Below are 12,891 nucleotides of genomic sequence, written 5' to 3'. Positions count from 1 at the left end.
GGGGAATCGATGCCGGTCATCCTACCCGAGTGGCACGCGGATGAAAAAAAACCGCCGCTTCTTTATAGTGACCGATCCGTTTAGCTCTCAGCCGATAAGCCGAACCCATGTCCGAACCACGCAAGATCCTCGTTACCAGCGCCCTCCCCTATGCCAACGGTTCCATTCACCTGGGACACATGCTGGAGTACATCCAGACGGACATGTGGGTGCGCTTCCAGAAGATGCGTGGCAACCAGGCCATCTACGTCTGCGCCGACGACGCCCACGGTTCGGCGATCATGCTCCGCGCCGAGCGTGAGGGCATTACCTCCGAGCAACTGATCGACGCCGTGCGCGCCGAGCACATGGGCGATTTCGCCGACTTCCTGGTGGACTTCGACAACTACCACTCGACCCACTCGGAAGAGAACCGCGAGCTGTCCAGCGCGATCTACCTGAAGCTGCGCGAAGCCGGGCACATCGACACCCGCCCGGTGACCCAGTACTTCGATCCGGACAAGCAGATGTTCCTCGCCGACCGCTTCATCAAGGGCACCTGCCCGAAGTGCGGCACCGCCGACCAGTACGGCGACAACTGCGAGGCCTGCGGCGCGACCTACGCCCCGACCGAGCTGAAGGACCCGAAATCGGCGATCTCCGGCGCCACCCCGGTGCTCAAGGAGTCGCTGCACTATTTCTTCAAGCTGCCGGACTTCGAGGCCATGCTCAAGCAGTGGACCCGCAGCGGCGCCCTGCAGGAGTCGGTGGCCAACAAGCTCGCCGAATGGCTGGACAGCGGCCTCCAGCAGTGGGACATCTCGCGCGACGCGCCGTACTTCGGCTTCGAGATTCCCGACGCTCCCGGCAAGTACTTCTACGTCTGGCTGGACGCGCCGATCGGCTACATGGCCAGTTTCAGGAACCTCTGCGCGCGGCGTCCCGAGCTGGACTTCGACGCGTTCTGGGGCAAGGACTCCGGCGCCGAGCTGTATCACTTCATCGGCAAGGACATCGTCAACTTCCACGCGCTGTTCTGGCCGGCCATGCTCGAAGGCGCCGGCTACCGCAAGCCGACCGCGCTGAACGTGCACGGCTACCTGACCGTGAACGGACAGAAGATGTCCAAGTCGCGCGGCACCTTCGTCAAGGCGCGCACCTACCTCGACCACCTGGACCCGGAATACCTGCGCTACTACTACGCGTCCAAGCTCGGCCGCGGCGTGGAGGATCTCGACCTGAACCTCGAGGACTTCGTGCAGAAGGTCAACTCCGACCTGGTCGGCAAGGTCGTCAACATCGCCAGCCGCTGCGCCGGCTTCATCCACAAGGGCAACGCCGGCGTGCTGGTCGGCGCCGATCCGGCGCCGGAGCTGCTCGCCGCCTTCCGCGAGGCCGCCCCGGGGATCGCCGAGGCCTATGAGGCCCGCGACTTCAACCGCGCCATGCGCGAGATCATGGCCCTCGCCGACCGCGCCAACGCCTGGATCGCCGAACAGGCGCCCTGGGCGCTGGCCAAGCAGGAAGGCCAGCAGGACAAGGTCCAGGCCGTCTGCGGCCTGGGCATCAACCTGTTCCGCCAGCTGGTGATCTTCCTCAAGCCGGTGCTGCCGAAGCTGGCCGCCGCCGCCGAAGCCTTCCTCAACGTCGCCCCGCTGACCTGGGCCGACCACCAGACCCTGCTGGCCAACCACCAGCTGAACCCGTTCCAGCCCCTGATGACCCGTATCGAACCCGCGAAAGTAGAAGCCATGATCGAAGCCTCCAAGGAAGACCTCGCCGCCGCCGCAGCATCCCAACCCGCCGGCAACGGCGAGCTGGTCAAGGAACCCATCGCTGCGGAGATCGACTTCGACGCTTTCGCCGCGGTCGACCTGCGCATCGCCCTGATCGAGAAATGCGAATTCGTCGAAGGCGCCGACAAGCTGCTGCGCCTGTCGCTGGACATCGGCGACGCGAAGCGTAACGTGTTCTCCGGGATCAAGAGCGCGTATCCCGATCCGAGCGCCCTGGAGGGCCGCCTGACGCTCTATGTGGCCAACCTGGCGCCGCGCAAGATGAAGTTCGGGGTGTCCGAGGGCATGGTCCTGGCCGCCGGTCCGGGTGGCGAGGAAATCTACCTGTTGAGCCCGGACAGCGGCGCCAAGCCGGGCCAGCGCGTCAAGTAACGCAGACCACGAAGCCATGGAGGGCTCGATAGAATGAACGCATGGAAGCTTGCCGCCGGCGTCCTGCTGGCGGCGCTCTACGGATGCTCCGGCGAACACGCCGAACGCATTTCCGGCAACGCCGGGTTCCAGGGCGAGACGGGCAAGCCCGGCACTGCCCTCGCCTACGAACACCGCGTCGGCATCCGCCTGCCCGCCGCGCGTATCGACGCGCAACTCGCCGCCAGCCGCGATGCCTGCAACAGCGAGCGCTTCGGCCAGTGCGACGTGCTCGCCATCGAGCAGCGCGGCGGTATCGGCCCTTACGCCGAACTCACCGTGCGCATCGTCCCGGACGGCGTCGAGAAGCTGGTGGCCGCGGCCGCCGAGGGCGGCGCACTGGAAAGCCGGCAGACCCGTGCCGAGGACCTGGCCCAGGCGGTCGCCGACACCCGCCAGCAGCGCGAGCGCCTGGAGCGCGAGTACCAGACCCTGCAGCAATACCAGGGACGCAAGGACATGAACGTCGCCGACCTGCTGGCGCTGGCCAAGGAAATCGCCGCGGTGGAGGCCCAACTGGCCGACAACGCCCAGGCCGGCGCCCAGCAGCAGCGACGCATCGCCACCAACCTGCTGACCCTGAGCTTCAGCAGCGAAGCGCAGCCGGACAGCCGCCTCGGCCAGCTCGCCACGGCCGCCGGGCAACTGCTCGACGACCTTGTCGATGGCACCATCGCCGCGATGAAGTTCTTCGCCTACAGCCTGCCGTTCCTCGTCGTGCTGCTGCCGCTGGGCCTGTTGCTGCGCGGCCTGTGGCGCTGGCTGCGGCGGCCTGGCAAGAACGAGGCGCGCTGAGCCCAGGCATACGGGCGGACCGGGAGGGTCCGCTCTTTCGCCCAGGACCGCCTGACGGACCTGGCAACTCACAAGGAGGAAGACCGATGACCGCCACCAGCGACCTGATCGAGTCACTGATTTCCTATAGCTGGGACGACTGGCAGGTGACCCGCCAGGAAGCCCGCCGGGTGATCGCCGCGATCCGCAACGACAACGTGCCCGATGCGACCATCGCCGCACTCGACAAGAGCGGCTCACTGATCAAGCTGTTCCAGCGGGTGGGCCCGCCGGAACTGGCGCGCTCGCTGATCGCCAGCATCGCCGGGCGCACCACCCTGCAGCGCTACCAGGCACGCAATGCCTTGCTCCGCAGCCTGATCAACAATCCCCTGGGTACCCAGACCGACAACTGGATCTACTTCCCCACCATCACCTTCTTCGACATCTGCGCCGACCTCGCCGACGCCGCCGGCCGCCTGGGCTTCGCCGCGGCCGGCGCCACCGGGGTGGCCAGCCAGGCGATCCAGGGTCCGTTCAGCGGGGTCGGCGCCACCGGCGTCAATCCGACCGACCTGCCGTCCATCGCCCTCGGCGACCAGTTCAAGCTGCTCAACAAGGACCCGGCGACCGTCACCAAGTACAGCAACCCGCTCCGCGACCTGGGCGCCTACCTGAGCCAGCTGTCGCCGCAAGACAAGCTGAACCAGGCACAGACGCTGGTCGGCCAGCCGATCAGCACGCTGTTCCCCGACGCCTATCCGGGCAACCCGCCGTCGCGGGCCAAGGTCATGTCCGCCGCCGCGCGCAAGTACGACCTGACACCGCAACTGATCGGCGCGATCATCCTCGCCGAGCAACGCGACCAGACCCGCGACGAAGACGCCAAGGACTATCAGGCGGCGGTCAGCCTCAAGGGCGCCAACACCTCCATCGGCCTCGGCCAGGTGGTGGTCTCCACCGCGATCAAGTACGAGCTGTTCACCGACCTGCTCGCCCAGCCGGTGCGCCGCGGCCTGTCGCGCAAGGCGATCGCCACCCTGCTGGCTTCCGACGAGTTCAACATCTTCGCCACCGCCCGCTACATCCGCTACGTCGCCAACCTGGCGGCGCAGCAGGACCTGCGCAGGCTGCCAAAGACCCGGAGCGCGTTTCCCACCATCGATCTGCGCGCCTACGCCGGCAATCCGCGCAACTGGCCACGGGACAATATCCGCGCGCTGGCCTCGGAATACACTTCGCGGCCCTGGGACGACAACCTGTCGCCGGGCTGGCCGATGTTCGTCGACGATGCCTACGCCACCTTCCTCGACCCCGCAATGAGGTTCCCATGAAGACACTCGCCCTGTTGATCGCCAGCCTCGTCCTGCCGGCCTGCACCGTGGAGTCCGGGATCGAGTTCGACAAGCCCCTGGTCCACCCGAACGGCCTGGTGGTGGAGCGCCCGGTCGGTTTCGACGCGCGACGGACCGCCGACGGTTTCCGCTTCGATGAAGGCGGCGACCTGCGCAATCCGCGGCGGCTGGAGCTCGGCCGCGAGGACACGGCGCCGCGCGCCGGCCTGGCGAGCAGACGCCTGGACAGCGGCGAAGCGCGCTATGCGATCGAGGAAGACGCCGGCGGCTCGGCCGGCAGCGAATACCACCTGTGGGCGGCCAAGCCGGCTGGCGGCCAGTGGATCGTGGTCAGCGCCAGCGAACAGAGCGAGGATGGCGAGCCGGCCTTCGCCCTGGCCTGGGCGCTGCTGGAGCGGGCCAGGCTGCAATGATCGGCGGAGGGAGATGGCGCGACGGCCTGTCTCCCCTCTTTCCTACGCGTTTGCGCTAGCCTTGCAGGGCAATCCGGCCCGATAATAGGCGATTTTCCCGGCCCAGCCCTGCAACGAATGCCCCGCGTATGACTGAACTCGCCCTGATCCTGGTCAGTGCCATCCTGGTCAACAACTTTGTCCTGGTACAGTTCCTCGGCCTGTGCCCGTTCATGGGCGTGTCGCGGAAGATCGAGACGGCCATCGGGCTGTCCCTGGCCACCACCTTCGTCCTGACTCTCGCGGCGATCTGCAGCTACATCCTGCAGCGCTACGTGCTGCGCCCGCTGGACCTGGAATTCCTGCGCACCATCGGTTTCATCCTGGTGATCGCGGTGGTCGTGCAGTTCACCGAGATGCTGGTGAAGAAGACCAGCCCGTTGCTGTACCGGGTGCTCGGTATCTTCCTGCCGCTGATCACCACCAACTGCATCGTCCTCGGCGTCGCCCTGCTCAACGCCAACAGGGCCGAGTACGGATTCCTCGAGGCCACCACCCAAGGCTTCGGCGCCGGCCTGGGCTTCTCCCTGGTGCTGGTGCTGTTCGCCGCCCTGCGCGAGCGCATCGCCATCGCCGACGTGCCGGCGCCGTTTCGCGGAGCGGCCATCGGCATGATCACCGCCGGCCTGATGTCCCTGGCGTTCATGGGCTTCAGCGGGCTGATCCGGCCATGAACGGCGTACTCCTGGCGATCGGCGTGCTCCTGCCGATCTGCCTGGCCAGCGGCGCGCTGCTCGGCTATGCCGCGGTGCGCTTGCGCGTGCAGGGCGACCCGGTGGCCGAGCGGGTCAACGCCCTGCTGCCGCAGACGCAGTGCGGCCAGTGCGGCTACCCCGGCTGCAAGCCCTACGCCGAGGCGATCGCCGCCGGCGACAGGATCAACAAGTGCCCGCCGGGCGGCGAGGCGACCATCCAGGCCCTCGCCGACCTGCTCGACCTCGAGCCCGAGCCGCTCGACGCCGCCGAGGAAACCCCGCCGCGGGTGGCCTACATCCGCGAGGCCGAATGCATCGGCTGCACCAAGTGCATCCAGGCTTGCCCGGTGGATGCCATCGTCGGCGCGGCGCGGCTGATGCACACGGTGATCGCCGACGAATGCACCGGTTGCGACCTGTGCCTGGAACCCTGCCCGGTGGACTGCATCGAGATGCGCGAAATCGCTCCCGACGTGCGCCACTGGAAGTGGCCGCCGCCGTCGCCGCGACTGATCGCCAGCGACCGGGAGCGGGCCGCATGAATGCCCTGCACGATTTCCCCGGCGGCCTCCGGCTGCCGGCCAACAAGCGCCAGTCCACCGCCCTGCCGATCCAGCAGGCGCCGCTGGCGCAGCGCTACGTCGTGCCACTCGCCCAGCACATGGGCGCGCCGGCGCGGCCCTGCGTGGAAGTCGGCCAGGCGGTGCTCAAGGGCGAGACCATCGCCCTGGCCGACGGCAGCCTCAGCGCGGCGCTGCATGCGCCGACCTCGGGCCGCGTGGTCGCCATCGGCGAACAGCCCTACCCGCACGCCTCCGGCCTGCCGGCGCCGGCCATCGTCATCGACAGTGACGGCGAGGACCGCTGGACCGAGTTGCAGCCGTGCCCCGACTTCCGCCTCGAAAGCCCGCCGGCGCTGCTCGAACGCATCCGCGCCGCCGGCATCGGCGGCCTCGGCGGCGCCGGTTTCCCCACCGCGGCCAAGCTGGCTGCGCGCCCGGCGGAAAGGATTCATACGCTGGTGGTGAACGGCGCCGAATGCGAACCCTACATCAGCGCCGACGACCTGCTGATGCGCGAGCGCGCCACACGTGTGCTGGGCGGCATCGACATCCTGGCGCGGATCCTGGAGCCCGAAGAAGTGCTGATCGGCGTCGAGGACGACAAACCGGAAGCCATCGCCGCCCTCGGCGCCGCGCTCGGCGAACGGCCCTACCGCATCGTCGTCCTGCCGAGCCGCTATCCCTCCGGCGGCGAGCGCCAGCTGATCCAGCTGCTTACCGGCCAGGAAGTCCCGGCCGACGGCCTGCCGGCGGACATCGGCATCCTCTGCCAGAACGTCGGCACCCTGGCCGCCGTGCATGACGCGGTGTTCCTCGGCCGCCCGCTGATCTCGCGGATCGTCACCCTCACCGGCAAGGCCCTGGCGCGGCCGATGAATGTCGAGGCGTTGATCGGCACCCCGGTCAACGAGCTGCTGGCCTTCGCCGGCCTCGCCGCGGAGCGCCTGCAGCGCGTGCTGATGGGCGGGCCGATGATGGGCTTCGCCCTGCCCGATCTCTCGGTGCCGCTGGTCAAGACCTGCAACTGCCTGCTCGCCGGCGATGCCAGCGAACTGCCGCCGTCGCCGCCGGCCATGCCGTGCATCCGCTGCGGCGACTGTGCGCAGGTCTGCCCGGCGAGCCTGTTGCCGCAACAGTTGCATTTCTTCGCCCTGGGCGGCGAGCACGAACAACTGCTGGCCCACCACCTGTTCGACTGCATCGAGTGCGGCGCCTGCGCCTACATCTGCCCGTCGGACATCCCGCTGGTGCAGTACTACCGCGCGTCCAAGGCGCAGATCCGCGAGCAGCGGCAGAAACTGCGCAAGGCCGAGCAGTCCCGCGAACGCTTCGAGCAGCGCCAGGCGCGCCTGACGCGCGACGAGGAGCACCGGGCGGCCGAACGGGCCGAGCGGGCGGAAAAAGCCGCGCGGGTACGCGCCGCCCAGGCCGAACGCGAGGCAGCCACACCCGTCGCGGCGGCCGACCCGGTCCAGGCGGCGATCGAGCGGGCCAGGGCGCGCAATCAGGCCGGTAGCGGCAGCGAGCGGCTGAAGCGACTGAAGATCGAAGCGAGCATGGCCCGGGTGGCCCTGAAGAAGGCCGAGAAACAGCTGCTCAGCCACGACACCCCGGAACAGCACGGCCTGGTCGCCGAGCTGCGCGCCGCCGCCGAGGCCGCCGACAGGGCCCTGGCCGATGCCCAGGCCAGCCCGCCGCGCGACGAGCCCGCCGCGCCGGCTGCCACGTTCGACGACGAGGCCGCGTTGAAGCAGGCCAAGGTCCAGGCCGCCATGGCCCGGGCCCAGCTCAAGCGCTCGGAGAAGGCTTTCGGCGATACGCCCAGCGCCGAACAGCAGGCGATCCTGGCCACGCTGCGCGCCGAGGTCGAGCGCTGCGAAGACGCTCTCGCCCGCCTCGAACGCAGTTCTCCCAGGCCCATCGAGCCCCGCGACGACGGCCAGGCCGCGCTGAAGCGGGCGAAGATCGCCCTGGTCGGCAAGCGTGCGGCGCTGCAGAAAGCCGAACAGGCCGGCGTGATGGACAGCGAGCTGGAACGCCTGCGCGGCGAGCTGCAAGCCGCCGAGCGCGACCTGCACGCCGCCGAGGATGCCTGCGGCAGGCCGGCGCCCGACCTGGTACGGATCGACAAGCGCGCGGTCGACCCGCGCACCCGCGAGCTGAAGACCGAACTGGCCTATGCCCGCGCCGGCCTGAAGAAGCTCGAACGCCTGGCGAACGCCGATCCCGCCGTCCTCGACGCCGCCCGCGCACGCCTGGACGCCGCCGAGCGGGCACTGGCCGAACACGGCACGGAGAGACCATGACCCTGCCCCGCCCCACCTCGCCCCATATCCGCGGCCCCCTGCGCACCCCGGCGATCATGCGCCTGGTGCTCGGCGCCTGCGTGCCCGGCCTGTTCACGCTGACCTGGTTGTACGGCGCGGGCACCCTGCTCAACCTGGCCTGGGCCGGCCTCGTCGCGCTGGCCTGCGAAGCCGCCATGCTGGCCCTGCGCAAACGTCCGCCGGGGATGTTCCTCAAGGACGGCAGCGCGCTGGTCACCGCCCTGCTCCTGGCCGTCGCCCTGCCGCCCTGCGCGCCCTGGTTGCTGACCCTGGTGGCGACCGGTTTCGCCCTGATATTCGGCAAGCACCTGTACGGCGGCCTCGGGCAGAACCCGTTCAACCCGGCGATGCTCGGCTACGTCGTGGCGCTGGTCTCGTTCCCCCTGGAAATGACCCGCTGGCCCTCCCCGGGCAGCGCACCCGGCCTGGCCGACAGCCTCCACGCCTTCCTCGGCCTGGCTGTGCAGCCGGACGCCTGGGCTCACGCCACCGCCCTCGACGTGCTGAAGACCGACCGCAGCCTGACCGTCGACGAGCTGTTCGCCGCCGATCCGGCCTTCGGCCACCTCGGCGGCGCCGGCGGCGAGTGGGTCAACCTGGCATTCCTCCTCGGCGGCCTGTTCCTGCTCTGGCGCCGGCTGTTCACCTGGCACGCGCCGCTGGGCATGCTCGCCGGCCTGTTCGCCATGAGCCTGCTGTTCTGGAACGGTTCCGGCTCCGATTCCCATGGTTCGCCGCTGTTCCACCTGTTCAGCGGGGCGACCATGCTCGGCGCCTTCTTCATCGTCACCGACCCGGTGTCCGGCGCCACCAGCAATCGCGGCCGGCTGCTCTTCGGTCTCGGCGTCGGCGTGCTCACCTACCTTATCCGCGCCTGGGGCGGCTACCCGGACGGCGTGGCGTTCGCCGTGCTGCTGATGAACCTGGCGGCGCCGACCATCGACTACTACACCCGGCCGCGCACCTACGGCCACCGCAAGGCCGAGCGCGGCTTCCGGAGGGGTGACTGATGGATGCCGCCATGCGCTCGATGGCGAAGAACGCCCTCCTGCTGGGGATGTTCGCGCTGGTCACGGTGGGCCTGGTGGCGCTGGTCCACCAGGTCACCGCGCAGCGTATCGCCGAGTCCCAGCGCGAGGCGCGCGGACGCGCCCTGCTGGAGCTGCTGCCGCCGGGCAGCTACGACAACCATCCGCTGGACAGCCAGGTGGAGACCTTCGCGCCAGCGCTGCTCGGCCTGGACACCCCGCACCCGGCCTACGTCGCCCGCCTGCGCGGCGCGGCCAGCGCGGTGATCCTCCAGGCCAGCGCACCGGACGGCTACAGCGGCGCCATCCGGTTGCTGGTCGGGGTCGGCGCCCAGGGCCGGCTGCTCGGCGTGCGCGTGGTGGCGCACAAGGAAACCCCTGGGCTCGGCGACCGCATCGAACTGGCCAGGAGCCCCTGGGTGCACGGTTTCGACGGTCGGAGCCTGGACGACCCGGGGCCGTCCGGCTGGGCGGTGAAGAAGGACGGCGGCGCGTTCGACCAGTTCGCCGGCGCCACCGTCACCCCACGCGCCGTGGTCCGCGCCGTGCATCGGGCCCTGCAGTACTTCGACGCCAACCGCGAGCGCCTGCTCGCCCCCGAGGAGGCCGCCGGACATGAGTGAGCAAGGCTTGCGCGAGATCGCCCGCGACGGCCTGTGGCGCAACAACCCGGGCCTGGTCCAGTTGCTCGGCCTGTGCCCGCTGCTAGGCACCAGCAACTCGACGGTCAACGCCCTCGGCCTGGGCCTGGCCACCCTGCTCGTGCTGGTCTGCTCCAACGCCGCCGTGTCGCTGGTGCGCGGCGCGGTCAGCGAGGCGATCCGCCTGCCGGCATTCGTCATGATCATCGCCGCGCTGACCACCTGCATCGAACTGCTGATGCAGGCCTGGACCTACGAGCTGTACCAGATCCTCGGCATCTTCATCCCGCTGATCACCACCAACTGCGTGATCCTCGGCCGCGCCGAAGCCTTCGCGGCGAAGAACGGCGTGCTGCGCGCCAGCTTCGACGGGCTGCTGACCGGCCTCGGCTTCGCCCTGGTGCTGCTGGTCCTGGGCGGCCTGCGCGAACTGCTCGGCCAGGGTACCCTGCTGGCCGACATGCAACTGCTGTTCGGCCCGGCCGCGGAGACCTGGAAGATCCAGATATTCCCGCACTACCAGGGCTTCCTGCTGGCGATCCTGCCGCCGGGCGCGTTCATCATGCTCGGCCTGCTGATCGCCCTGAAGAACCGTATCGATGAAAGCCTGGCGGAACGCGCCAGGGCGCAGGCGGGCGACGTACCCGCCAGCCCCCAGCGCCAGCGCGTCCGCGTCACCGGAGTGATTGAATGAATGCCGCCAAGCGCGCGGAGATCTTCCGCCGACTGCACGAAGACAACCCAGAACCCAGGACCGAACTGGCCTACACCACGCCCTTCGAACTGCTCATCGCGGTGATCCTCTCCGCCCAGGCCACCGACGTCGGGGTGAACAAGGCCACCGCGCGCCTCTACCCGGTGGCCAATACCCCGGAAGCGATATACGCCCTCGGCGTCGAGGGGCTGTCGGAATACATCAAGACCATCGGCCTGTTCAACAGCAAGGCGAAGAACGTCATCGAAACCTGCAGGATCCTCATCGAGAAGCACGGCAGCCAGGTCCCGGACAACCGCGAGGACCTCGAGGCCCTGCCTGGCGTCGGGCGCAAGACCGCCAACGTGGTGCTCAACACTGCCTTCCGGCAACCGACCATGGCGGTCGACACGCATATCTTCCGGGTCGCCAACCGCACCGGTATAGCGCCGGGAAAGAATGTGCTGGAAGTGGAAAAGAAACTGCTGAAGTTCGTGCCGCGCGACTACCTGCTCGACGCCCACCACTGGTTGATCCTGCATGGCCGCTACGTCTGCAAGGCTCGCAAGCCACAGTGCGGAAGCTGCCGGATCGAGGACCTGTGCGAATACAGGCACAAGACTTCCGACGATTGATCAACTATTCGGAATCTTATCTTTACGATTGAAAAAATCTTTTTTACCAGTCACGGCTTTGTCGCTATAAGGTGCGCCATTACCACCCCATAAGTTGGAGTGAATGTCATGGCAAAAGCCAAAGAAGAACTCGAGATCGACGACGACGCCGGCGTTGAAGAGGATGACGGCGAGGAGACCGGGGTCGAGGTGGCCAAGACCAACCTGACCAAGCGTCGCATCATCGACAACCTGCTGGAAGAGCGCCGCCTGCAGCGCCAGCTGTCGGACTACGATTTCGACCTCTGAGCCCTGCCGCCGGCACGCAAGCAAGCCCCGCAACTGGCGGGGCTTCGTTTTTTCTGCCAGTTCGAAAACGCCGCCGGAGCGAGGCTTTGCCCCAGGAAGCTCCCGGGAACGCGCCCGGCGCGGTCCCGGGATCCGACCTCAGGGTCGCAGTTCGAACAGCGCCGGCAGCGGCGGCCACTCCGAAGGCACCTTGCGGAAGCGGCTGAAACCGGCGGCCTCGGCCATCTGCCGGGCGCGGTCCTCGCCCATGAAGGCGCCGAGTCCTTCGCCACCGTGCGACAGCGAGCAGGTCATGCAATACAGCGTGCTCTGCGGGTACATCACGCGGCCGAACAGGTTCATGTTCTCGTGCAGCTCCTGCGACAGGTTGAGCTCCACCATCAGGTAGGTACCGTCCTCGGCGGTGGAGTCGCGCAGGTCCTTCATCATCTGCTGCGGATCGGTGGCGTCGTGGATCACCACGAAGGTGGTGACGAAGTCGAACTTCTTGCCCGCCAGCGCGTCCGAATCGGCGACTTCGAAGCGCACCCGGTCACCGACCCCGGCGGCCTCGGCGTTGGCTCGCGCGCGCTCGATGGATGGCCCGTGGAAGTCGCAGCCGTAGACCTGGGCCTCGGGGAACGCCTTGGCCATCATGATCGCCGCCAGGCCGCTGCCGCAGCCGAAGTCGAGCACGCTGCCGCCGGCCTGGAGCTTTTCCTTGACCCCATCCAGCGAGGGAATCCAGTGTTCCACCAGGAAGTGCTTGTACCAGGGCATGGTCATGCGCTCCATGCCTTCCCAGGTTTCCAGCGGGAAGGACTCCTCGGGGCAGCCGCCGCCACAGCGGAAGGCCTCGATGATCTTCGGCGCCATGCTCACGAACGGCACGCTGAGCTGGATGATCCCGCCGGCGAAGTACGGCGAGTCCTCGTCGGCGAGCACCGGGACGAACTCGGCCGGCAACTGGTAGCGCCGCGTCTGCGGGTCGTAGGCCAGGTAGTTGCCGGTGACCATGCTGCCCAGCCATTCGCGCAGGTAGCGGGGGGTGTAGCCGGTCTGCTGCGCCAGTTCCTCCAGGGTCACCCACTGGCCATGGGCGAGCGTCTTGAACAGCCCCAGGCGGTCGCCGATGTAGAGCATCGCGCCGCGCAGGGTGTTGCCGTAGTCTTCCATTATCCGCGCGGAAAACTGCTTGACCTTCGCGGTTTCGATTTCGTTAGCCTTCGTCATTCTTGTTCTCCGTTGTCGTGCAGGTCCGCCGCCGCTGGCGG

At 68.4% G+C, this 12,891-nt stretch carries 13 protein-coding genes; 12 read left to right on the top strand and 1 reads right to left on the bottom strand.

All coding sequences use genetic code 11. From position 1 onward, the window contains the following. Positions 1-107: 107 nt before the first annotated feature. The 12 genes from metG (at position 108) to PSPA7_RS07795 (ending at position 11,638) form a co-directional block, all read left to right on the top strand. Complete coding sequence (metG, locus tag PSPA7_RS07850) at positions 108-2,147, top strand: methionine--tRNA ligase (protein ID WP_012074799.1); 2,040 nt, start codon at positions 108-110, stop codon at positions 2,145-2,147. 33 nt (positions 2,148-2,180) lie between these two features. Next, positions 2,181-2,981: a DUF4349 domain-containing protein gene (locus tag PSPA7_RS07845; RefSeq protein ID WP_012074798.1), complete on the top strand. Its 801-nt coding sequence runs from the start codon at positions 2,181-2,183 to the stop codon at positions 2,979-2,981. Between the two features lie 86 nt (positions 2,982-3,067). Continuing rightward, entirely contained in the window at positions 3,068-4,294 is a 1,227-nt protein-coding gene (tse3, locus tag PSPA7_RS07840) for a type VI secretion system effector muramidase Tse3 (protein ID WP_012074797.1), read from the top strand. Further along, positions 4,291-4,728: a Tsi3 family protein gene (locus PSPA7_RS07835; RefSeq protein WP_003158079.1), complete on the top strand. Its 438-nt coding sequence runs from the start codon at positions 4,291-4,293 to the stop codon at positions 4,726-4,728. Before tse3 ends, PSPA7_RS07835 begins: the two co-directional genes overlap by 4 nt. A gap of 128 nt (positions 4,729-4,856) precedes the next feature. Beyond that, on the top strand, positions 4,857-5,441 hold the full coding sequence (rsxA, locus tag PSPA7_RS07830; RefSeq protein WP_003158080.1) for an electron transport complex subunit RsxA: 585 nt from the start codon (positions 4,857-4,859) through the stop codon (positions 5,439-5,441). After that, complete coding sequence (rsxB, locus tag PSPA7_RS07825) at positions 5,438-6,004, top strand: electron transport complex subunit RsxB (RefSeq protein ID WP_003158081.1); 567 nt, start codon at positions 5,438-5,440, stop codon at positions 6,002-6,004. The genes rsxA and rsxB overlap by 4 nt, the downstream gene beginning before the upstream one ends. Beyond that, on the top strand, positions 6,001-8,331 hold the full coding sequence (rsxC, locus tag PSPA7_RS07820; protein WP_012074796.1) for an electron transport complex subunit RsxC: 2,331 nt from the start codon (positions 6,001-6,003) through the stop codon (positions 8,329-8,331). The genes rsxB and rsxC overlap by 4 nt, the downstream gene beginning before the upstream one ends. Beyond that, positions 8,328-9,362, top strand: a complete 1,035-nt coding sequence (locus PSPA7_RS07815) for an RnfABCDGE type electron transport complex subunit D (RefSeq protein WP_012074795.1) — start codon at positions 8,328-8,330, stop codon at positions 9,360-9,362. Before rsxC ends, PSPA7_RS07815 begins: the two co-directional genes overlap by 4 nt. Continuing rightward, positions 9,362-10,003 carry an electron transport complex subunit RsxG gene (gene rsxG / locus PSPA7_RS07810; protein WP_012074794.1) on the top strand — a complete coding sequence of 214 codons (642 nt, stop codon included), beginning with the start codon at positions 9,362-9,364 and terminating at the stop codon, positions 10,001-10,003. The genes PSPA7_RS07815 and rsxG overlap by 1 nt, the downstream gene beginning before the upstream one ends. Next, positions 9,996-10,715 (top strand): electron transport complex subunit E, encoded by a 720-nt coding sequence (locus tag PSPA7_RS07805; protein WP_012074793.1) that lies wholly within the window; start codon positions 9,996-9,998, stop codon positions 10,713-10,715. The genes rsxG and PSPA7_RS07805 overlap by 8 nt, the downstream gene beginning before the upstream one ends. Further along, complete coding sequence (gene nth, locus PSPA7_RS07800) at positions 10,712-11,350, top strand: endonuclease III (RefSeq protein ID WP_003157202.1); 639 nt, start codon at positions 10,712-10,714, stop codon at positions 11,348-11,350. Before PSPA7_RS07805 ends, nth begins: the two co-directional genes overlap by 4 nt. A 108-nt stretch (positions 11,351-11,458) precedes the next feature. Further along, positions 11,459-11,638 (top strand): PA3496 family putative envelope integrity protein, encoded by a 180-nt coding sequence (locus PSPA7_RS07795; RefSeq protein ID WP_003157203.1) that lies wholly within the window; start codon positions 11,459-11,461, stop codon positions 11,636-11,638. Positions 11,639-11,776: 138 nt separating this feature from the next. Here the strand turns inward: PSPA7_RS07795 and PSPA7_RS07790 are convergent, their stop codons facing one another. Further along, complete coding sequence (locus PSPA7_RS07790; RefSeq protein WP_012074792.1) at positions 11,777-12,850, bottom strand: class I SAM-dependent methyltransferase; 1,074 nt, start codon at positions 12,848-12,850, stop codon at positions 11,777-11,779. Positions 12,851-12,891: the final 41 nt, after the last annotated feature.

The sequence above is a fragment of the Pseudomonas paraeruginosa PA7 genome (assembly GCF_000017205.1).
GTDB classification, from domain to species: domain Bacteria; phylum Pseudomonadota; class Gammaproteobacteria; order Pseudomonadales; family Pseudomonadaceae; genus Pseudomonas; species Pseudomonas paraeruginosa.
Note: the sequence above shows the minus strand (reverse complement) of the source record. Positions and strands in the feature narration are given on the sequence as shown.